Source organism: Streptomyces sp. NPDC004629 (assembly GCF_042873595.1).
Lineage (GTDB): Bacteria > Actinomycetota > Actinomycetes > Streptomycetales > Streptomycetaceae > Streptomyces.
Window position 1 is genome coordinate 1 of record NZ_JBIALO010000022.1, and the last position, 22,201, is coordinate 22,201.

The 22,201-nt window shown below is 72.9% G+C and carries 15 protein-coding genes; 7 read left to right on the forward strand and 8 right to left on the reverse strand.

Translation table 11 applies throughout. From position 1 onward, the window contains the following. From ACFYTE_RS29005 to ACFYTE_RS29035, 7 genes are all read right to left on the reverse strand, one after another. Positions 1-213: glycosyltransferase family 2 protein (locus ACFYTE_RS29005; protein WP_388716522.1), on the reverse strand; the 213-nt coding region annotated here is incomplete at its 3' end. 6 nt (positions 214-219) lie between these two features. Further along, complete coding sequence (locus tag ACFYTE_RS29010; protein WP_388716525.1) at positions 220-2,430, reverse strand: CDP-glycerol glycerophosphotransferase family protein; 2,211 nt, start codon at positions 2,428-2,430, stop codon at positions 220-222. Positions 2,431-2,596: 166 nt separating this feature from the next. Beyond that, entirely contained in the window at positions 2,597-4,858 is a 2,262-nt protein-coding gene (locus tag ACFYTE_RS29015) for a CDP-glycerol glycerophosphotransferase family protein (protein ID WP_388716528.1), read from the reverse strand. Between the two features lie 167 nt (positions 4,859-5,025). Further along, positions 5,026-5,934, reverse strand: coding sequence for a carbohydrate ABC transporter permease (locus tag ACFYTE_RS29020; protein ID WP_388716531.1), 909 nt, complete (start codon positions 5,932-5,934; stop codon positions 5,026-5,028). Beyond that, positions 5,931-7,274 carry a carbohydrate ABC transporter permease gene (locus ACFYTE_RS29025; protein WP_388716533.1) on the reverse strand — a complete coding sequence of 448 codons (1,344 nt, stop codon included), beginning with the start codon at positions 7,272-7,274 and terminating at the stop codon, positions 5,931-5,933. Before ACFYTE_RS29025 ends, ACFYTE_RS29020 begins: the two co-directional genes overlap by 4 nt. Positions 7,275-7,281: 7 nt before the next feature. Further along, positions 7,282-8,667: an ABC transporter substrate-binding protein gene (locus ACFYTE_RS29030; RefSeq protein WP_388716536.1), complete on the reverse strand. Its 1,386-nt coding sequence runs from the start codon at positions 8,665-8,667 to the stop codon at positions 7,282-7,284. Between the two features lie 155 nt (positions 8,668-8,822). After that, entirely contained in the window at positions 8,823-12,428 is a 3,606-nt protein-coding gene (locus ACFYTE_RS29035) for an FtsK/SpoIIIE domain-containing protein (RefSeq protein WP_388716878.1), read from the reverse strand. A gap of 381 nt (positions 12,429-12,809) precedes the next feature. Here ACFYTE_RS29035 and ACFYTE_RS29040 point away from each other — a divergent pair, with 381 nt between their 5' ends. The 4 genes from ACFYTE_RS29040 to ACFYTE_RS29055 all read left to right on the forward strand — a co-directional run bounded on the left by ACFYTE_RS29040 (position 12,810) and on the right by ACFYTE_RS29055 (position 18,690). Next, positions 12,810-14,501 carry a protein kinase gene (locus ACFYTE_RS29040; protein WP_388716539.1) on the forward strand — a complete coding sequence of 564 codons (1,692 nt, stop codon included), beginning with the start codon at positions 12,810-12,812 and terminating at the stop codon, positions 14,499-14,501. A 132-nt stretch (positions 14,502-14,633) separates the two neighbouring features. After that, positions 14,634-15,866: a serine/threonine-protein kinase gene (locus tag ACFYTE_RS29045; RefSeq protein ID WP_388716542.1), complete on the forward strand. Its 1,233-nt coding sequence runs from the start codon at positions 14,634-14,636 to the stop codon at positions 15,864-15,866. 779 nt (positions 15,867-16,645) lie between these two features. Beyond that, on the forward strand, positions 16,646-17,752 hold the full coding sequence (prfB, locus tag ACFYTE_RS29050) for a peptide chain release factor 2 (protein ID WP_388716545.1): 1,107 nt from the start codon (positions 16,646-16,648) through the stop codon (positions 17,750-17,752). A 320-nt stretch (positions 17,753-18,072) separates the two neighbouring features. Further along, on the forward strand, positions 18,073-18,690 hold the full coding sequence (locus ACFYTE_RS29055) for a hypothetical protein (protein WP_388716549.1): 618 nt from the start codon (positions 18,073-18,075) through the stop codon (positions 18,688-18,690). 112 nt (positions 18,691-18,802) lie between these two features. Here the strand turns inward: ACFYTE_RS29055 and ACFYTE_RS29060 are convergent, their stop codons facing one another. Next, entirely contained in the window at positions 18,803-19,009 is a 207-nt protein-coding gene (locus ACFYTE_RS29060) for a hypothetical protein (protein ID WP_388716551.1), read from the reverse strand. A 270-nt stretch (positions 19,010-19,279) separates the two neighbouring features. On the opposite strand from ACFYTE_RS29060, the gene ftsE reads away from it, so the two are divergent. The 3 genes from ftsE (at position 19,280) to ACFYTE_RS29075 (ending at position 22,165) form a co-directional block, all read left to right on the forward strand. After that, positions 19,280-19,969 (forward strand): cell division ATP-binding protein FtsE, encoded by a 690-nt coding sequence (gene ftsE / locus ACFYTE_RS29065; protein WP_361289025.1) that lies wholly within the window; start codon positions 19,280-19,282, stop codon positions 19,967-19,969. Between the two features lie 38 nt (positions 19,970-20,007). Next, positions 20,008-20,925: a permease-like cell division protein FtsX gene (gene ftsX / locus ACFYTE_RS29070; RefSeq protein ID WP_388716555.1), complete on the forward strand. Its 918-nt coding sequence runs from the start codon at positions 20,008-20,010 to the stop codon at positions 20,923-20,925. Between the two features lie 67 nt (positions 20,926-20,992). Next, the gene (locus tag ACFYTE_RS29075) at positions 20,993-22,165 is read left to right on the forward strand and encodes a S41 family peptidase (protein WP_388716559.1); all 1,173 of its coding nucleotides are present in this window, start codon (positions 20,993-20,995) and stop codon (positions 22,163-22,165) included. The last annotated feature ends 36 nt before the right edge of the window (positions 22,166-22,201 follow it).

Sequence of the window (22,201 nt, forward strand, 5' to 3'; positions counted from 1 at the left end):
GCCGAGGCCGACGTTCTCGGGCAGGTGCAGCACGGTCACGCGCGGGTCGCGGGCCGCGTACTCGTCGAGGATCGCGCCGCAGCCGTCCGGCGAGCGGTCGTCCACGGCGATCACCTCGAAATCGGCGAAGGACTGCTCCAGGACCGAGTCGAGGCACTCGCGCAGGAAGCCCTGCACCTTGAAGCACGGGACGATGACGCTGAAGCGGGGCACTGCGGGTCAGCTCCTTGCGAGGGTCACGGCGGCGGGGGCGGGGACGCGCTCCGCGAGCGGCATCACGGGCGGGATCGCCTCCGGTGACTCGCCGAGCAGCACCCGCCGCACCACCCGCTCGGCGGCCCGGCCGTCGTCGAAATCGCAGAACCGCTCGCGGAACGCGGCGCGCAGCGCCCGCGACGTCGCCCCCGCGTACGTGCCGTCGCGAAAGACCCGTGCCAGCTCCTCCGGCGTGCGCGCCACCGGGCCCGGCGGCGCCGCCATCAGGTCGAAGTAGACGCCCCGCGTCTCCCGGTAGACGTCCCAGTCGTCCGCGTACACGACGATCGGCCGGTCCAGGTTGGCGTAGTCGAACATGATCGACGAGTAGTCGGTGATCAGCGCGTCCGCGGCCAGGCAGACGTCCTCGGATGAGCGGTGCGCGGACACATCGATGATCCGGCCGGCGGGGCCGCCGGCCGCGGCCCGGCCGCGGTCGTAGAAGTAGTGGGCGCGCAGCAGCACGACCACGTCCTCGCCGGCCGCCTCGCAGAACGCCTCCAGGTCGAGGCCCGACTCGAAACCGGTGTGGTGGTCGCGGTGGGTGGGCGCGTACAGGACGGCCGTGCGGCCCTCGGGCACGCCGAGTTCCCGGCGGATGCGGGCCACGTCCTGCGCGGTGGCCGTGTAGTACACGTCGTTGCGCGGATAGCCGTACTCCAGTGCCTCGTACGAGCCGGGGAAGGCGCGCTCCCACATCTGGGTGGAGTGGCGGTTGGAGGACAGGTTGAAGTCCCAGCGGTCGACCCGGCCGAGCAGCTTGGCGAAGCTGCCGGACTGCGCGGCCACCACCGGGTACGTCGACTGGTCCACGCCCATCGTCTTCAGCGGGGTGCCGTGCTGGGTCTGCACATGCACGCTGCCCGGCCGCTTGACCACGCCCTCGGCGAAGTTGGCGTTGTTGACGAGGTACTTGGCGCGGGCCAGCACCTCCCAGTAGCGGCGGGAGCCGATCACGACGTGGTCCACGTCCTGCGGTACGGCGTGTTCCTGGCCGGCCTCCACCAGGAACACCGAGCGGATGTGCGGAGCGAGTTCGCGGGCCTTGGCGTGGATCGCGGCCGGGCTGCACGCGTAGCCGCGGCCCCAGTAGGCGCAGTACACGGCGAGCCGGGGGTCGATCGGGCGGCGCAGTTGCGTCCGGTAGTGCAGCCGGGTGCGCAGCCCGCGGGGACGCGGGAGGCGCTCGGCCGCCCGCGAGGCCGACCGGTTGGCGGCGCGCAGCGCGCAGAACGCCGTGTAGGCGCCCGCCGCGAGCAACCGGTGCTGGACGCCCAGGCTGCCGGCCGGCACCCGGAAACCGGCCGGGCGGTGCCGGCGGTACAGCCGGTGGGCGCGGCGGAAGAAGCCCCGGTGCCCGGAGGGCAGCCGTTCGGGCCGGGAGGCCGTCTTCAGGACGACCGCGAAGAGCTGTGCGAACAGCGGCCTGGCCCGTTCGCCGGCCAGCCCACGCTCGGCGGCCCGGGTCAGCACCAGGTCCACCTGGTCGAGCAGTTCGCGCTGGTGCGCGCCGGGCAGGTTGAGCCGGTTGCCCTGCCGGCGCAGCCGGTGCCGGACCAGGGCCCGGCGCAGCACCGCGACCCGCTCGGCGGCGAGGGTCGTCAGACCGCCCCAGCCCAGATCCGTGAAGTGACCGTCGGGAAAGGCGAGTCGGTGCTCGGCGACGAAGGAGCGGCGGTAGGCGGCGCTCCACGCCGGGAGCGGTACGCCGGTGAGCCGCGGGGCGCGGGCGGGCGCGAACGCGCCGCCGGGGGCGGCGGCCAGCAGCGGGGCGGCCGGGTTGCTCGGCTCGCCCTCCCACCAGGGGGCCCGCTCGTGCTCGAAGTACAGCACGTCCACGTCGCCCGTAGCGCCGAGCCGCGCGTCCAGCGCCGCCAGCGCGCCCGGGAGGAGGAGGTCGTCGCCGTCCAGGAACAGCAGATAGCTGCCGGACGCCGCCCGCATCCCGGCGTTGCGGGCCCCGCTCAGCCCGGCGGACGGCGGTGAATGCACCGGGGTCACCCGGGAGTCCCGCTCGGCGTACTCCCCGGCGACGTCCGCCGCCGGGGAGTCGGGGGAGTCGCAGACCGGGATCAGCTCCAGGTCGGTGAAGGACTGTGCGAGGACCGAGTCCAGCGCCTGGGACAGCCGGCCCGCGACCCCGTGGGACGGAACGATGATGCTGAAGCGGGGCATTGCGCTCTTTCTGTTGTGATACCTGCCTCCCGGGTCGCCAAGGTCCCGGGACTCAGGCCGTACGGACGCGGCCGGGCCGCCCGGTCGGCCGCCAGGTGGACGGCCGGGTCGGGGTGGGCCGCGAGGTGCTGCAGGGCATGGGAACTCCCGTGAGAGCCAACGGTGTTCAGCGGCAGTCGGTGACGGTGACCGGACCGGAAGGTTGCGGAAGGGTGACCAACGGGGGACCGGCGAGCGCCGACGACGCCGACGGCACCGGATGGCGTTCGGCGAGCGGTGTGACCGGCGGCAGCAGCACGGCCTCGCCCAGCACCACATGCCGGACGACCCGCTCGGCGGCCCGGCCGTCGTCGAACGGGCAGAACCGCTCCCGGAACGCGGCCCGCAGCTGGGTCGAGCGCGAGCCGCGCCAGTGGCCGGTCGCGAAGATGTCGATCAGCTCGTCCTCGCTGCGCGCGTACGCGCCCGGCGGACAGGAGCGCAGATCGAAGTAGGTGCCGCGGGCCGCTTCGTACGCCTCCCGGTCCGGGGCGTACACGACGATCGGCCGGTCCAGGTTGGCGTAGTCGAACATGATCGACGAGTAGTCGGTGACCAGCGCGTCCGACGCCAGGCACAGGGACTCCACGCTCGGATGGCCGCTGACGTCGATGACGCGCTCGCCCTGCACCGGCGGTCCGTCGTGCCCGGGATGGGCGCGGAACAGCAGCACATAGCGCGGGCCCAGCCGGCGCAGCAGGCGCTCCGGGTCGAGCAGCAGGTGCTGGTCGCGCCGGTGGTCGCGGTGGGTCGGCGCGTACAGGATCGCCACGGTGCCCCGGGGGATGCCGAGTTGTTCGCGCAGCCGGGACACGTCGGCCGAGGTCGCCTTCTGGAAGACGTCGTTGCGCGGGTAGCCGTACTCCAGGGTCGTGTAGCGGCCCGGACAGACCCGCTCCCAGGTGACGGTGGAGTGGCGGTTGGCGGACAGGACGTAGTCCCACTTGTCGACGCCGTCCAGATACGACCCGAAGTCCGTGGCACCGGCGGCGGCCGGGCGGTCCTGCAGATCGAGGCCCATCCGCTTGAGCGGGGTGCCGTACCGGGTCTGCACCCAGACCTGGCCGCGCCGCTTGACCAGCCGCGGGTCCAGATCGGCGTTGACCACCAGGTACTTGGCGCGGGCCAGCGCCGTCCAGTAGGCCGCGGTGTCCGGACGCAGCCGGCGGGTGGCGGGCGGCACCGTGTGCTGGTGCTCGGGCCGGGCGATCCACGCCGTGCGGATGTGCGGTGCGTACCTGCGGAACGCGGCCTCCAGGGCGCCCGGGTTGCAGCCGTGGCCGCGGCCCCCGTGAGCGGTGAACACCGCCCGGTCGGGGCGCACGGGCAGGCAGAGCTGGATCCGGTAGTGAAGCCACAGGACGGCGGCGCGCACCACCCGGCGCAGCCCCGCGGCGGACCTTCGCACGCCCCGGCGCAGGGCCGCCGCCAGCCGCAGCGCGCGGTAGGTGCGGTGCGCGCCCAGCCGGATCAGGGTGTGCCGCAGACGGGCGCGCGGCGGGACGGGGGTGCCCGGCGTGCGGTGGCGCAGATACTGGGCGCGGGCGCGGCGCAGGAACTCGGCGCGGCTGCCGGGCGGCAGCCGGTCGGGCTTGCCGTACACGGTCGCCAGGTGGTCGACCATGCGCTGGAACAACGCCGGCTGCCAGCGGGCGAGTTCGGGCCGCTCGGCGACGTATGCGAAGACCCGGTCGTACTGCTCGAAGATGTCGAAGTGCTTGCGGCTGGTGGTGCCGAGGATGTTGCCGGTGCGGCGCTGCCGGTAGTGCACGCACACCCGGTCCAGCGTCGCGAGGGACCGCGCCGACATCAGGGCCGGGAAGGTCCAGGGGGTGTCCTCGTAGTAGCCCGGTGGGAACGACAGCCGCTCGGCCTCGACGAACTCCCTGCGGTACGCCTTGTTCCAGGCGACCATCAGGACGTTCAGCAGCCCCGGCCGGTCCGCCAGCCGGAAGGGGGCCGGGCCCTCCTCGGTGAGCTGGGCGGCGACCTGGTTGCGGACCGCCTCGCCCGTCCAGTAGGTGCGCGCGTAGTCGTAGACCAGGACGTCCGGTTCGTCGGTCTCCTTGATCCGGTCGGCGATCCACTCCAGGGCGCGCGGGGTGAGCGTGTCGTCGCCGTCGAGGAAGACCAGGTAGTCACCGGTCGCGCACTTCATGCCCGCGTTGCGGGCCCGGCCAAGACCCCGGTTCTCGGACAGGTGCACCGGCCGGACCCGTGGGTCGCGTGCCGCGTACTCGTCGATGATCGCGCCGCTCGCGTCCGGCGAGCGGTCGTCCACGACGATCAGTTCGAGATCCGGGTACGACTGTTCCAGCACCGAGTCCAGGCATGCGTGCAGATATGCCTGGACCTGGTACGCGGGGACAATGACACTGAACCTGGGCACGGCACATCCATGGGTCGGTCGTCGCGGGCGTTCTGCCCGGGAACGGCCGGTGGAGTGAAGTGGTTACGGTTCGTGCGGCAAGTGGGGGACACCCGGTGACGCCGTCGGGGGCGGGCAGCTGCCGGCCCGCCCCCCAACCGTGGTCCGTCTCCGGTTGTTTGACCGCGTTACTTGACCGCGCCCGCCATGACCCCGGACACGAACTGCCGCTGGAACGCGAAGAACACCGCCAGCGGGATCACCATCGAGATGAACGCGCCCGGCGCCAGCACGTCGATGTTGTTGCCGAACTGGCGGACCTGCGTCTGCAGGGCGACCGTGATCGGCTGCGAACCCGACTTGGTGAACACCAGCGCGATCAGCATGTCGTTCCACACCCACAGGAACTGGAAGATGCCCAGGCTGGCGATGGCGGGCCCGCCGAGCGGCATCACCACCCGGGCGAACAGCCGCAGTTCGCCCGCGCCGTCCAGCCGGGCCGCCTCCAGCAGCTCCCTCGGGATCTCCGCGAAGAAGTTCCGCAGCAGGAACACCGCGAACGGCAGGCCGAAACCGGCATGGAACAGGACCACCCCGAGGATCGACCCGAACAACCCGAGCTTGCCGAACAGTTCGGCGATCGGGATCAGCGCCACCTGCACCGGTACCACCAGCAGTCCGACCACGGCGAGGAACAGCCAGTCGCGGCCCGGGAACTCCATCCACGCGAAGGCGTAGCCCGCCAGCGAGCCGATGACGACGACCAGCACCGTCGCCGGGACCGTGATCAGCACCGTGTTCACCAGGGAGTTGGTGATATCGCTGTTCTCCAGCAGCTTCTGGTAGCTGTCGAAGGTGAGTTGGGACGGCTCGGTGAACACCTTCCACCAGCCGTCCGCGCTCATGTCCTCGGGCGCGCGCAGGGAGGAGATGAGCAGCCCGATCGTCGGCACCAGCCAGAACAGGCCGACGACCAGCAGGACCGCGCGGACCAGTCCGCCGCTCAGCCGCTCCGCGATCCGCGCGCCGAGCGACTGCCGGGCCTTGACCACCGGGCCCGGGGCCGCCTCGCCGATGCCTTCGGCATGCGTCGTCATCGCCGCCCCTCCCGCCTCAGCCGGCGAATGTTGAACCACATCACGGGGATCACCAGCAGCAGCAGGAGCACCGCGATGGCGCTCGCGACGCCCGGCCGGCCCTCCGAGAAGCCCTTCCGGTACAGCTCAAGGGCCAGCACGTTCGCGTCGTCCTGCGAGGAGCCGGGCGCGATGATGAAGACCAGGTCGAACACCTTCAGCACATTGATCATCAGGGTGACGGTGACGACCGCGAGGACCGGCGCGAGCAGGGGCACGGTGACCCTCCGGAACACCTGCCACTCGTTCGCCCCGTCGACCCGCGCCGCCTCCAGGAGTTCCCGGGGCACCCCCGCGAGCCCGGCCGCGATCAGCACCATCGCGAAACCCGCCCACATCCATACGTACGAGCCGATGATGGCGGGCGTCACCAGCGACGGGCCCAGCCAGTCGACGCCGTTGTAGGGCGCCTTGAAGTTGTCCGCCGGGAGCCGCAGCCGGGCGCCGTCGGCCGCCGCGGGCAGCGTGAACGTGCCGTCGTCGGCGGCCTTCGTGGCGGCCACCACCGTGCCGTCCTTCACCGCCTCGATCTTCATTCCCGCATAGCCGAGTTCGGACGGGTCGGGGGCGCCCAGCGTGCCGACGCCCTTGCCGCGGGTGAAGTCCTGCCAGGTGCTGCCGGTGACCTTCCCCGGCTCGGCCTTCGCGGCCCGAGCCGTGCGGGCGTCGCCGGGCATCTGGTCGGGGGCGACACCGACCAGCGGCAGGGTGACCGGGGTGCCGGCGCGGACGGTCGCCGACGTGACGAAGCCGCCGCCGTCCGCCCGCAGCGGCGACTCGCGGCCCGGGTGCGCCTTCGGGAACGCGGACGACTGGACGAACGTGTCGTGGATCCCCACCCACACGGCGTTGGCGACGCCCTTGTCCGGGTCCTGGTCGTACACCAGCCGGAAGATGATCCCGGCCGCCAGCATCGAGATCGCCATCGGCATGAAGACGACCAGCTTGAACGCCGTTCCCCAGCGCACCCGTTCGGTCAGCACCGCGAAGACCAGGCCGAGGACGGTGGACACGGTCGGCGCGAACACCACCCAGATGATGTTGTTCTTCAGCGCGGTGCGGATGCCGTCGTCGGTGAACAGGGCACGGTAGTTGTCGAATCCGGCGAATCCGTCGCCCGAGGAGTCGTAGAAGCTGCGGACGAGCGAGTACCCGATCGGGTAGACCACGAGCGCGCCGAGCAGCACCAGGGCGGGCAGCAGGAAGAGCGCTGCCACCGTCCTGCGGGTGCCGGTCACGCTCTTGCGGTTGCGGGGTGCGGCGGGGGACGGTGGGCCGCCCGCCGCCGTGGCCGACGCCATCGCCGGCTCAGCCGCCGTTCCCGTACGCCGCCGCCGCGTCCTTCTCCAACTGCGCCTGGGCGCCCGCGACATCCGACGGGTTCTTCAGGAAGTCCTGGAGGGCCTTCCACTCGCCCTTGCCGGGCGTGCCGCCGAAGGCCTGCGGGGCCTGGTCGGACATGTCGAAACGGAAGTCGTCGCCCGAGTCGATCAGCGCCTTGGCGATCGTGCGCTGCACATCGTTCGGGTAGGCCGAGTTCGGCACGTTCTTGTTCGGCGAGAGATAGCCGCCGAGCTTCGCCTGGATCGTCGCCGCGTCCGCCGAGGCGAGGAAGGTGACCAGCGCCTGGGCCGCCTTGGAATCCTTCAGGACGACCGCCGCGTCACCGCCGGAGACCACCGGCGCGGCGGAACCCACCGCCGGGAACGGGAACACCTTCGCGTCCGTGCCCACCTTCGCCTTGGTCTCACCGATGTTGACCTGCGCGAAGTCACCCTCGTAGACCATCGCCGCCTTGGGCTGGTCGCCGCCGGTGAAGGTCTGGGTGACGGAGGCCGGGAACTCGGTCTGGAGCGCGCCCTTCGCGCCGCCCGCGACATAGTCCTTCTTGCCCCAGATCTGGGCCAGCGTGGTCAGCGCCTCCTTGACGGAGGGATCCGTCCACTTGATCTTGTGCTGGGCGAGCTGGTCGTACTTCTCCGGGCCCGCCTGGGAGAGATAGATGTTCTCGAACCAGTCGGTGAGGGTCCAGCCGTCGGCGCCGCCGACCGAGAACGGCGTGACCCCCGAGTCGTACACGGCCTGCGCCGTCGTCAGCAGTTCCTGCCAGGTCGCGGGCTCCTTGGCGCCGGCGTTCTCGAACGCCTTGGCGTTGTACCAGATCAGCGACTTGTTGGCGGCCTTGTAGTAGGCGCCGTACTGCCGGCCGCCGACCTTGCCGATGTCCTGCCAGCCCTGCGCGTAGTTCTTGGCCAGCTGGGCCTGCGCCTCGGGGCCCAGCGGCTTGGCCCACGTCTTGTCCACCGCCTGCTTGATCGCACCGGGCTGCGGCAGCAGCGCGACGTCCGGCGGCTGACCGCCCGCGATCTTCGAGCCGAGGAAGTTGATGATCGGGTCCTGCGCGGGTACGAAGGTGACCTTGGCGCCCGTGCGCTTCTCGAACTCCGCGAGGACCTGCTTGAAGTTCTTCTGCTCGCCGCCGGTCCACACGGCGGCGACCTCCAGGCTCGCGCCGTCCAGCTTCGGCAGGGTGACACCGCTGCCCGTCCCGGCGGCGCTGCTGCTCTCGCCGCCGCCGGTCTTCTTGTCGTCGTCGCTGCCTCCGCAGGCGCTGAGCGCGAGCGCCCCCGCGAGGAGAGCGGCGAGTGTGGTGACGGCCCTGTGGGTCCGGATGGTGCTGCTCCTGCTGCGCATCACTGCCCCGTTCTTCGTTCGCCGTTGAACGTCCGAGCGCTGTACCGTGCCGTACGGTCTACGCCCGGCCCCTCGAACGCGGCAAGAGCGCCTGCGGTGTCAACCCGCCGATCGTGACCGGCTCGTGATCGGCCGCGTATGCATGGCGCCTCCGACTACAGCAGGGACGGGACCTGTGTGGCCGACACCTGTTGGGCCGCGCGTTCCACCGCGCTGGCCAGGAGGGCCAAGTCCGTGGGGCCGTTGCCCAGTTCGCGTACCGGGCGGCGGGCCGGCGGGTCGCCCATGCGGTGCCAGTCCAGCGGGACGACCGTGGGCCGCTGGGTCGCCGTACGCGGAATCCGCCCGGTCACCCGTCCGGCCTGGAACGCGGTGACACGACCGTCCGCCGTGGCCAACCGGCCGCGGCCCGGCGCCGGTTCGTCCGGTCCTGAGGACGGCGCGTCCAGCGTCACGCGGAGCGCGGCCTGCCGCGCCGGCTCCGTCTCGGCCGTACGACCGCCCGGACCGGCCGCCGCCACCAGATGGACGCCGAGCCGTTCGCCGTCCCGCGCCACCGCCTCCAGCGCCCGCACCACCGAACCCGCCGCGGGCCGGCCCGGCGAACCGAGCGCCGGGGAGACCAGCGCGTCCAGATCGTCCACGACCACCACCAGCCGGGGCAGCGGCGGCGGCGCCTCCGCCCGCCCCTGCCGGGCCGCGGCGGGGCGCAGCCGCAGCGTCGTGCTGGGCGGGGATTCGAGGTCGCCGCCACTCGCGGCGGGCCGCCCCGGCGCGGTGCGCTGCGCGACCATCCGGCCCGACACCTCGCGGTGCGCGTGCCACTCCGCGAAGCCCGCCCGCCCCAGCAACTCGGCCCGCCGCTTCAGCTCGGCGCTCAGGGACTGCGCGAACTCCCGCATGCGCACCGGGTCGTTGGCGGCCAGATGGGTGGTGACATGCGGTATGTCCGTGCACACGCGCAGCCCTTCGCCGCCCGCGCCCACGCCGTCCCGCCCGTCGACCAGCACCACGCCCAGCCGGTCGGGGCGCTCGGCGGCGGCCAGCGAGGCGACGACGGCCCGCAGCAGCTCCGTACGGCCGCTGCCCGGCGGGCCCTCGACCAGCAGATGCGGCCCCTCGGTGACCAGGTCGGCACCGAGCGGGCCGCGCGGGCCCGCGCCGAGCACCGCCCAGGCCCGCCCGCCCGGCGAGTCCGTGTCGTCCGCCGCGTCCGCCCAACGCGCCATCAGCGACGCCGGCGTGGCCCGCGCGAGCCCCAACTCGTCCAGCAGACGCGCCGACTGGGGCAGCGGCGCGGCCACACGCGCATGCCGCCCGTCGACCGCGCCGTCCGTGCGCAGCGGCGCCAGCGCCCGCGCGAACCGCTCCGCCCAGGCGGGCGAGACCGCGTCGACCGCGGCCGGCGTGCCGGGGCCGAGCGGACCGGCCGGAGCGGCGTGCGCGCCGGGCCGGGGGACGTGCAGCAGGTGCAGCGCCGTGGCGACGTCACCGCCGAGCAGCGCGACGGCGCCGCACGCCCGGAACGTCGGCGCGACCGCGCACGCCGCCTCGTAGGCCTCGTAGGTCCCCGGCGCGGCGGCCGCGGCGGGCGGTGTCTCCGCCAGGCACACGACGTGCATCCCGGCCCGCGGCCCCTCCAGGGCCAGCCGCGCCACCGCCTCGCGCAGGCCCGCCCCGCCCGGATCGCCGTCCACGACGACGACCGTGTAGGGGCCGGGGAAGCCGCCCGTCGTCTCGCCGCCGCTCGTGGCCGAGGAGAGCTGCGGCGGTGCCGAGCCGTCGGCCGTCTGGCTCTCCAGGCGGCGCAGCAGTTCCTGGGTGCGGGCCGCAGCCTGTTCGCGGTCGTAGGCCAGCAGCAGGCGGCAGTCCTGACCGTGACCGGGGCGCACATGCGGCAGCCAGCCGAGCCAGGACCACTCGGCGGTGCGCTCCGCCAGGGGGCGCGCGCGGTCCGCGCTGATCAGGACGATTTCCAGGCAGTCGGGGGAGTGCAGCGCGGCGAGTTGGGCCAGGACCGCGCGGGCCAGCCCGGACAGCCGCGGGCGCGGCCCGGCCAGGCCCAGCGCCCCGGCCGCGCGCAGGCCGACGGTGACCGGCGTGCCGGTGAGCGGGGCGGGGCCGCCCGGCGTCGGCCCGTCGGCCGTGCCCAGCCGGACCGTGAGCGTCTGCGGGTGTCCCGGACCGCGCTCCCACAGCCGGGGGCCAGGGCCGAGCGCGGTCAGCAGCAGGGCCGCCGGGTCCGGCCAGGTCTCCGGCCGCCGCGGGCCGCCCGGCGCGGCACCGCCGTGCGTGCCGGCGCCCTGTGTGTCGTACGGCCCCGGGCCGCCGGCCGCCGGATCCGCGCGCCCCCCGGCCAGCCGTCGCGCCCACGCGCCGAGGCCGCCGCGCCTGCGCAGGCCGGGCGGCAGGTCGGTGCCGCGCACCGGAGTGCCCTTGCGTCCCCCGGCGGGCTGGGCGTCCGCTTCCGGGCCGTAGTCGTGCCCGTACGACCCGGCCGGGCCGTACGCGCCATGGTGTCCGCGCGGGCGCGTGCCCTGGGTGTCCTCGGTGTCCTCGGTGTGACCGCCCCGCGCGTGCGGGACCGCTCCGGTGCCGTCCGCTCCGGTGCCGTGAGCCGCCGTCCGGGGGTCCGCGGGTCCGGGCGCGCGCGTGTCCGGCGGTGTGCCTTGTCCCCTGCCCGCGTGGCCGGGGCCGCCGAAGGCCACGCCGGGGCCGCCGGCCCCGAAGCGGCCGGCGTGGGTGTCCGCGCCCTGCGTCCCGGGGCCCTGGCCGCGCGGATCCCGCGCAGCGTCCCGGCTCTCGATCCCCGGCGCGCCGCCCTGTCCGGGCACGACCGGCGGCTGCACCGGGCGGTGCTCCTGGGCCCGCGGCGCCGTACCCGGGGCGCCCCAGTCCGCCGTGCCGTGGGCGTGCCGGGCGGGCCCGGACGGCACGCCCCGTCCGCTCTGCGGGGCCGTGGCGCGTTCGATGCGCCCGGCGCCGTCGGCGTAGGTGTCCCCGACGTACCCGCTCTCCCCGGCGTACCCGGTGTCCCCGGCGCCGTCGGCGTACCCGCTCTCCCCGGTGTCCGTCGCGTGCCCCGTGCGCGGGGTCACCCGGACGCAGCCCTCGCCGTCGGGAGCCGTCCGCATCAGGGCGCTCGGCCCCCCGGACGGAGTAAGCCGCAGGGTGGACTCGCCGACCCGCAGCAGCGCGCCCGGCGGAAAGCGGACCGGGCGGTCGGCCACCCGCACGCCGTCCAGCGCCGTGCCGTTCGTGGAGCCGAGGTCGGCGACCGAGACGCGGCCGTCGGCGGCGACCGTGACGGCGCAGTGCAGGCGGGAGACGTCGGGGTCGTCTATCGGGATGTCGGCGTCGGCGGAACGGCCGACGGTGATCCGGCCGCCGTGCAGCAGATGGACACCGCCCGCGTCCGGCCCCGCCACCACGTGCAACTGCGTCGGGGCGTCGTCCAGCTCCGGATGGGGCTCCGGCTCGGCGGGCGCGCCCAGGGCCAGCACGGCGCCGTCGACCAGCGGGGGCTCACCGAGGGTGCAGCGCCGGGCGTCCAGCCGCTCGGCGCCGGCGTACAGCACGACCGGGGCGTTCGCGGTGTCGCGGACCGTGCCCCCGTCGCCGGCGACCGTCGAGGCGAGCGCCGACGTCACCGCCGCCAGGGCGGTGCCGGCGGGCGCCGTGACCAGCACGTCGCGGCACGCGGCGCGGCCCCCCTGCGGGGACGGGCCCAGCGGGTCTACGACGGTCAGCCGGATCTGCATCGCCGTCAGCGGTCCCTTCTGCACGGGCGCGGACTTCCCCACCCCACACGAGCGTCGGCCAGTACTGCAGGCATCCTCGCACCTGTCACCGACAACGCGCCCGCGGCCCGGTGGTAAGTGATCTTGATTGGTCGGCTCTGCCCCCAAAAGTGCCCGACCGGTACCTCAAAAGTGCCTGACCGGTACCGCAAAAGTGGCTGACCGGCACCCCACCGTTGAACATTTGAGATCGGCCCCTGTCCCGGTTCGGCAGCCTTTCGGCAACCAGGAGAACGAGGGAAGCGTCTTTCCTTCGCACAGGGACGGGAACGCTCATGTGGTGCCCCCGCAGGCGGCACTACAGTGGATCGGAACACCAGCAAGCAGCAGGGAGCGCATGACGTGCGGCCGGTAGGCAGCAAGTACTTGCTTGAGGAGCCGCTCGGACGCGGCGCCACGGGCACCGTCTGGCGAGCCCGCCAGAGAGAGACGGCGGGCGCCGAGGCTGCCGTGCCCGGCCAGCCAGGTGAGACCGTCGCGATCAAGGTCCTCAAGGAGGAACTGGCGAGCGACGCCGACATCGTCATGCGGTTTCTGCGGGAGCGCTCCGTCCTGCTCCGGCTCACCCACCCGAACATCGTCCGGGTGCGCGACCTCGTCGTCGAGGGCGATCTGCTCGCCCTCGTCATGGACCTCGTCGAGGGTCCCGACCTGCACCGCTACCTGCGCGAGAACGGCCCGTTCACGCCCGTGGCCGCCGCGCTGCTGACCGCCCAGATCGCCGACGCGCTCGCGGCCAGCCACGCCGACGGCGTCGTCCACCGGGACCTGAAGCCCGCCAACGTGCTGCTCCAGCAGCGCGACGGCCGGATGAACCCGCTGCTGACGGACTTCGGCATCGCCCGCTTGGCCGACTCCCCGGGCCTGACCCGCACACACGAGTTCGTCGGCACGCCCGCGTACGTCGCGCCGGAGTCCGCCGAGGGCCGCCCGCAGACCTCCGCCGTCGACATCTACGGCGCCGGCATCCTGCTGTACGAGCTGGTCACCGGCCGCCCGCCGTTCTCCGGCGGCTCCGCCCTCGAAGTCCTGCACCAGCACCTGAGCGCCGAGCCGCGCCGCCCGTCCACCGTGCCCGACCCGCTGTGGACGGTCATAGAGCGCTGCCTGCGCAAGAACCCCGACGAACGCCCCAGCGCCGAGAACCTCGCGCGCGGCCTGCGGGTCGTCGCCGAGGGCATCGGCGTGCACGCCAACTCCGCCCAGATCGCCGCCGCCGAGGGCGTCGGTGCCCTGCTGGCCCCCGATCCGGCGCCCACCGCCGTACCGGGCGTGCCCGGGGCCGCCGACCCGACCCAGGTGCTGCCGACGGGCGCCTCCGCGGGGGCGTACGACCCCAACGCCGCGACCAGCGTGCTGCCGCACTCCGGCGGCCCGGCGGGCGCCGCCGATCCCACCGCGGTGCTGCCGAACACCGGGGCGGCCGACCCGACCGCCGTCATGCCGCCGATGCCGCAGGGCCGGGCGGACCAGCAGGGGCAGCAGCCCGAGCAGCCGCACCCCTGGCAGACCCAGCTGCGCGCCGCCCGCGACCGCAACGATCAGACGCAGGTCCAGTACGTCGACCCGGACCAGGACCCGCTGCGCCGCCGCCCCCAGCGCCAGGTGGCCCGGCCGCAGCAGCAGCCCGCGCCCCAGCACCAGCAGCGGCCCCCGGGCGGCTACGGGCGTCGGCAGCAGCCTCAGCAGCCTCAGCAGCCTCAGCCGCAGCAGTACCAGCCGCAGCCGTACGCGGCGCCGCGGCCCGAGCGGTACGCGCCGCCCGCACCGGCGGAGCCGCGGCGGCCGGCGCCCGAGCCGCGGCAGCCGCGGCAGCGCAGCGCCAACCCGATGAAGATCCCCGGGCTCGGCTGTCTGAAGGGCTGCCTGTTCACGATCGTCATCCTGTTCGTGGCGGGCTGGCTGGTGTGGGAGCTGAGCCCGCTCCAGGACTGGATCGGGACCGGCAAGAGCTACTGGGGACAGCTCAGCGACTGGTTCAGCACGGTGACCGGCTGGATCAAGGACCTGGGCGGCGGTTCCGGCGGCAACTAGGGCTCGGTCTGCGGCAACTAGAGCTAGGTCTGGGGATTTGTCGACACCTGACGGGTGATTTCGGCCGCCGCGGTGAAGGTTGGCTCCTCGGACGCGTAGTTTTAGCGGCAACACGCGTCTGTAGGAGCAGTCTTGGCACGGAAGATCGGCAGCCGGTACACCGCGAACCAGATCCTGGGACGGGGCAGCGCCGGCACGGTGTGGCTGGGCGAGGGACCGGACGGGCCCGTCGCCATCAAGCTGCTGCGCGAGGACCTCGCGTCCGACCAGGAACTCGTCGGACGCTTCGTGCAGGAGCGCACGGCACTGCTCGGCCTGGAACACCCGAACATCGTCTCGGTGCGCGACCTCGTCGTCGACGGCAACGACCTGGCCCTCGTCATGGACCTGGTCCGCGGCACCGACCTGCGCACCCGCCTGGAGCGGGAGCGGCGGCTCGCCCCCGACGCCGCGGTGGCCATTGTCGCGGACGTAGCGGAGGCACTGGCGGCGGCGCACGCGGCCGGGGTGGTGCACCGGGACGTCAAGCCCGAGAACGTGCTGCTCGACATGCAGGGGCCGCTCGGCCCCGGCGGTGCGCATCCCGCGCTGCTGACCGACTTCGGGGTCGCGAAGCTGATCGACACCCCCAAGCGGACCCGCGCCACGAAGATCATCGGCACCCCGGACTATCTGGCACCGGAGATCGTGGAGGGCCTGCCGCCGCGGGCCGCCGTCGACATCTACGCCCTCGCGACCGTGCTGTACGAGCTGCTGGCCGGGTTCACCCCGTTCGGCGGCGGCCACCCGGGCGCGGTGCTGCGCCGGCATGTGACCGAGACCGTCGCGCCGCTGCCGGGCATCCCGGACGAGCTGTGGCAGCTGATCGTGCAGTGCCTGGCGAAGGCGCCCGCCTCGCGGCTGAGGGCCTCCGAGCTGGCGGCGCGGCTGCGGGAGCAACTGCCCCAGCTGGCCGGGATGCCGCCGCTCGACGTGGACGAGCCGGACGCGGAGTCGGCGCCGCAGGCCGCGGAGCCCTCGGCGGCGGCTCCGGTGCTCGGCGAGCGGGCGCGTCGGCGTGGCTCGGTGCCGCTGGTCCCCGGTGCGCAGCCGGACTCCAACCGGGACACGCACACCTCGATGCGGGTGCCGGGGGCGGACGAGCTGGCGGGCGGCGCGAGGGGCACCGCGCGCGTGCCCCGGGCCTCGGGTGCCCCGCGCCCCGGGTCGGCCCGGCACCGCGCGGCGGCCCGGCGCCGGCGGGTGACGCTGGGAGTGGCGGGCGTGCTGCTCGCGGCGGCGATCGGCGTCGGCACCTGGCTGGCGACGTCAGGCGACGACACGGGCGCCACCCCGCAGAACCCACACACCTCCACAACACCGTGACGTGCCGCTCCGCGGGTTGGGCCGAGTCGCGCCGCGGCCGTCCGGGCCCGGGGTCGTGAGCGCACGTCGGGGCCGGTGCCGCCGTGCGACGGTGCCGGGCAGGACACATACACGTCCCCGACATCGTGACGTGCCGCTCCGCGGGTTGGGCCGAGTCGCGCCGCGGCCGTCCGGGCCCGGGGTCGTGAGCGCACGTCGGGGCCGGTGCCGCTGTGCGACTGTGCCGGGCAGGACACATACACGTCCCCGACATCGTGACGTTCACCACGGCCGCTGCGCCGGTCGAGCCGATCCGCGCCGCTGACCGTCCGGTGCGGCATCGCGGCGGGTCGTATGGTTCCGCTGCACCTCGGGCCCGCTGCCGCACCGCGGCGGCTCGGAGCAGGGCACGTCCACGACACGGTGACGTTCCCCACGGGGTGCTCCGCCGGTCCGGCGACCGGATCGCCCGTGGGGGCAACGGCGGGTGGCCGCGGTGCTTGGCTCGCGTCAAGTGCGCCGCGCCGGCTGAGCCCGGTGGGAAACCGCGCCGCCGCTGTGGCCGGTCGCGCCCACGCGGCGGAGCCGCAGACCGGGCTCAGCCCCGTGCCCCTTACTGGCGTCACACCGGCGACCGTCCGGGATGGCGTCGCGCCCCGGCACCTCGGGCCCGCTGACCGCGAGGGCCCCGGCCCGCTGCCAGACCGTGACGGCGCCTCCCCGCGGCCGCTCCGCGGTCTCGGTCGGTCGGAGGGTGGCGGGCGGGCGAGGTCGGTTGCCATTGCCGTTAGTCTGGAGGCGTGGCAGTCGTCGATGTATCCGAAGAGCTGAAGTCCCTCTCCTCGACCATGGAGTCGATCGAGGCCGTCCTGGACCTCGACAGGATGAGGGCCGACATCGCCGTGCTTGAGGAGCAGGCGGCGGCGCCGTCCCTGTGGGACAACCCGGACGAGGCGCAGAAGATCACCAGCAAGCTCTCCCACCTCCAGGCCGAGGTCAGGAAGGCGGAGGCGCTGCGCGGCCGGATCGACGATCTCGGCGTGCTCTTCGAGCTGGCCGAGGCCGAGGACGACCCCGACACCCGCGCCGAGGCCGAGGCCGAGCTGACCGAGGTCAGGAAGGCGCTGGACGAGATGGAGGTCCGCACGCTGCTCAGCGGGGAGTACGACGCGCGCGAGGCGCTCGTCAACATCCGCGCCGAGGCCGGCGGCGTCGACGCGGCCGACTTCGCCGAGAAGCTGCAGCGCATGTATATGCGCTGGGCCGAGCAGCACGGGTACAAGACCGAGGTCTACGAGACGTCGTACGCGGAAGAGGCCGGCATCAAGTCGACCACCTTCGCCGTGCAGGTGCCCTACGCCTACGGCACCCTCTCCGTGGAGCAGGGCACGCACCGGCTGGTGCGCATCTCGCCCTTCGACAACCAGGGGCGCCGCCAGACCTCCTTCGCCGGTGTCGAGGTCCTGCCCGTCGTCGAACAGTCCGACCACGTCGAGATCGACGAGTCCGAGCTGCGCATCGACGTGTACCGGTCCTCCGGCCCGGGCGGTCAGGGCGTCAACACCACCGACTCCGCGGTCCGCATCACCCACCTCCCCACCGGCATCGTGGTCTCCTGTCAGAACGAGCGGTCGCAGATCCAGAACAAGGCCACCGCGATGAACGTCCTTCAGGCCAAGCTGCTGGAGCGGCGCCGGCAGGAGGAGCAGGCCAGGATGGACGCCCTCAAGGGCGACGGCGGCAACTCCTGGGGCAACCAGATGCGTTCGTACGTGCTGCACCCGTACCAGATGGTCAAGGACCTGCGCACGGAGTTCGAGGTCGGCAACCCGGAGGCCGTGTTCAACGGTGAGATCGACGGCTTCCTGGAGGCCGGGATTCGCTGGCGCAAGCAGCAGGAGAAGTAGCCGAAGCAGCCAAGTCGACAATGGCAACTGCCGCCCTCGGGGCGGCAGTTGCCATTTGTCCGGGTTCTACATCACGCTCACGGGCGCCAACTCCCCGTAAATGCCCTGGTGCTGGACATTGCGCACGCAACGGCCTTGACGATCCCTTGGAAAATGGGAAGGGTGAAGCGTGCCATGCGTATCTCTGGGGCGCATGTGGACCGGGGGGCGTGAAGGACTTGAAGGACTTGAAGGACACGGACTTCACCGGCTACCCCCGTCGATCACGGTCGGCCCCATGCGCCGCACACTGACCATCAGCTACTGGGGGTAGCAACCACATGACCAAGAAGACGCGGATCCGGATCGCGCGGATCGCGGCCGGTGCCGTGATCGCGGCCGGCGCCTCGCTGACGGCGGCCGGCGCCGCCTCCGCCGCGGAGTCGGACTGCCTGCTCGGGGTCCTGTGCTCCGAGGAGTCGCCGAGCCCGGGCCCCACCGACACCGGCATCCCGACCACCCCGGAGTCGCCGCCGGAGTCCTCGGGCCCCTCGGACGAGCCGACGGAGCCGACGGAGGAGCCCACCGAGCCCACGGAGGAGCCCACCGAGCCGACCGAGGAGCCCACCTCCGACCCGACCCACGGCGGCGGCAACGGGAACGGCAACGGGAACGGCAACGGGAACGGGAACGGAAACGGCGGCGGCAACAGCAACACCGACCCCAAGGGCGGCTCCGGCAGCTCGGCCCAGGAGGGCGGCTCCTCCGCCCTGACCGGCACCGGCCCGGACACCCCGGCCGCCGGCGCCCAGGCCCAGGGCAGCGGTGACGAACTCGCCGAGACGGGTGCCGGGCAGACCGCGTTCCTGATCGCGGGCGCCGCCACCATGATCGCCGGTGGTGTCGCCTTCCGTGTCCTGCCGCGCCTCGCGGGCGGTCGGGGCGGCGCCGCAGCCTGAGCGTGACTGAGCGTAGTCACGTTCGTGCGGTCCGTACGGATGACGCATGACCAAGGGCCCGGAGCCTGCCGCTCCGGGCCCTTCGGCCGTCCTCAGTCGCTCTGTGGTCCGCTCACGCGGTCTGGTGCGCCAGCAGCGCCACCGCGGCGATCAGCACCGCCAGCAGTGCGATCAGCGCCATCGGGTTCAGACCGGCGAAGAAGCCGTCCTGGAAGAAGCCCTGCTGCTGCAGCCGCTCGCGGTTGGCCCGGCACACGGGACACCGGCCCTCGTTCACAGGCGCCGCGCAGTTCGCGCACACCAACCGGTCGTACGTCATGCGCTCGCCCTCCTTGCACCGGCCGTCATTCGAACAACGCCTACGGGAACGAGAACGTTCCCCTCACCACTGTGCCAGGTTCCCGCGGAGCGTGCGCGGGTCACCGGCATCCGGCGGTCCCCGCCTACAAGCCCGATACCCGGCAGATACACCCCCGATACCCGGCACAAAAATGTACAAGCTCCGCACAACCCCGGCCGGCGACTGCGCTCGCCCGCCGGGTTCGCGTATGGTCACGCACATCTACCCCCGGCGACCCGTGGTGCATCCGTGATCCGATTCGACAATGTCTCCAAGGTCTACCCCAAGCAGACCCGCCCCGCACTCAGGGACGTGTCCCTGGAAGTGGAGAAAGGCGAGTTCGTATTCCTCGTGGGGTCCTCCGGCTCCGGAAAGTCCACCTTCCTGCGGCTGATCCTCCGCGAGGAGCGGTGCAGCCACGGCCAGGTGCACGTCCTGGGCAAGGACCTCGCGCGCGTATCCAACTGGAAGGTGCCGCAGATCCGGCGCCAGCTCGGAACGGTCTTCCAGGACTTCCGCCTCCTGCCGAACAAGACGGTCGCGGAGAACGTGGCCTTCGCCCAGGAGGTCATCGGCAAGTCACGCGGAGAGATCCGCAAGTCCGTGCCGCAGGTGCTCGACCTCGTCGGGCTCGGCGGCAAGGAGGAACGCATGCCCGGCGAGCTGTCCGGTGGTGAGCAGCAGCGCGTGGCCATCGCGCGCGCCTTCGTCAACCGGCCCAAGCTGCTCATCTGCGACGAGCCCACCGGCAACCTCGACCCGCAGACCTCCGTCGGCATCATGAAGCTGCTCGACCGGATCAACCGGACCGGCACGACCGTGGTGATGGCGACGCACGACCAGAACATCGTGGACCAGATGCGCAAGCGCGTCATCGAGCTGGAGAAGGGACGCCTCGTCCGCGACCAGGCCCGCGGCGTCTACGGCTACCAGCACTGACACCGCACGAGATCCACGGAAAGGCTTGATCCGACGCCATGCGCGCCCAGTTCGTACTGTCGGAGATCGGTGTAGGTCTCCGCCGCAATCTGACGATGACCTTCGCCGTCATCGTCTCCGTCGCCCTGTCCCTGGCCCTGTTCGGCGGCTCGCTGCTGATGAGCGACCAGGTGACCACCATGAAGGGCTACTGGTACGACAAGGTCAACGTCTCGATCTTCCTCTGCAACAAGAGCGACGCCGAGTCGGACCCCAACTGCGCCAAGGGCGCGGCCACCGAGGACCAGAAGAAGCAGATCCTCGCCGACCTGCAGAAGATGTCGGTCGTCCAGAAGGTCACCTACGAGTCGCAGGACGAGGCGTACAAGCACTACAAGCAGCAGTTCGGCGACTCCCCGCTGGCCAGCTCGCTCACCCCGGACCAGATGCAGGAGTCGTACCGGATCAAGCTGAAGGACCCGGAGAAGTACCAGGTCATCGCGACCGCCTTCGACGGGCGTGACGGCGTGCAGTCGGTGCAGGACCAAAAGGGGATCCTGGATAATCTTTTCGGTCTGCTCAATCTGATGAACAACGCGGCGCTCGGCGTCATGGCGCTGATGCTGATCGTCGCCCTGCTGCTGATCGTCAACACCGTGCGCGTTTCGGCGTTCAGCCGACGGCGTGAGACCGGGATCATGCGGCTGGTCGGCGCATCCGGCTTCTACATTCAGGCGCCGTTCATCATGGAGGCCGCGGTCGCCGGGCTCATCGGCGGCGGTCTCGCCTGCATCTTCCTCGTGCTCGGGCGGTACTTCACCATCGACCACGGCATGGCCTTGTCGTCCAAGCTGAACCTCATCAACTTCATCGGCTGGGACGCCGTGTTCACCAAGCTCCCGCTGATCCTCGCGGCGAGCCTGCTGATGCCCGCGCTTGCCGCGTTCTTCGCGTTGCGCAAGTACCTGAAGGTGTGACGCACGCCAAGAGGGCCGTGCGGTCAACCGGCCGTACGGCCCTTCGCGTTGTCCTAGACTCACCGGCATGTCAGGCCGTGACCCCCTCTGTCAGTCCCGCCGCTTCCGCCGCGGGGCGGCCCTGACGTTGGTCTTCGCCGGTGTGCTCGTCACCGGCGCCGCGACCGGCTCCTTCCCCGACCCCGCCGACTCCGGCCGCGGGTCCGTCCCCCAGGACGCGGCCCGCGCGACCGTCCGGCCCGATGCCGTCCAGAAGGCCGCCGCCGAGGCCATGGCCGACGGCAAGTCCCCCATGGAGGCGGCCGAACGAGCGGTGAGCCGCAGCGGGGACCGCTGGGGCGCCGTCTACTCCCAGGGCGAGTACCAGGAGTTCGAGGAGGCCCTTGACGGCCAGTACACCGGCGTCGGCCTGTGGGCACGGCGCGCCGGGGACGGCCGTATCGAGGTGACCAAGGTGCAGCCCGGGTCGCCCGCGGCCGCCGCCAGGATCCGCAAGGGTGACCGGCTGCGCAGCGTCGACGGCACCGCGGTCGACGGGCGGCCGGTCACCGAGGTGGTCGCCCTGCTGCGCGGCGACGCGCTGGACGCCCCCACGGGCACCGCCGTCCGGCTGGGCCTGGAGCGTGGCACGCGCACATGGAGCGAGACCCTGCGCCGGGCCCGGCTGTCCACCGACTCCGTGACCGTCCGCAGGCTCTCCGCGGGCGTCACCGTCATCAGGATCGACGCCTTCACCAAGGGCGCGGGCGACGTCGTGCGCAGCGCCGTGCGGCAGACCCCGGCCCGCGCCGGGATCGTCCTCGATCTGCGCGGCAACTCCGGCGGCCTGGTCACCGAGGCCGTCACCGCGGCCTCCGCCTTCCTCGACGGCGGACTCGTGGCCACCTACGACGTCGACGGCGAGCAGCGCGCCCTGCACGCTGAGGACGGCGGCGACACCACCAGACCCCTGGTCGCCCTCGTCGACGGCGGCACGATGAGCGCGGCCGAACTGCTCACCGGCGCACTCCAGGACCGGGGCCGCGCGGTCGTCGTCGGCTCCCGCACCTTCGGCAAGGGCTCGGTCCAGATGCCGACCCGGCTGCCCGACGGCTCCGTCGCCGAGCTGACCGTCGGCCACTACCGCACCCCCTCCGGGCACACCGTCGACGGCCGGGGCATCACCCCCGACCTGGTGGCCGGCCAGCGGGCGCTGGAGCGGGCCGAGACCGTGCTCGGCGGGCTCGGCGACCCGTCGTAGCGCCGCGGTTTATCGGCTTCCCCCACACCCCCTCCA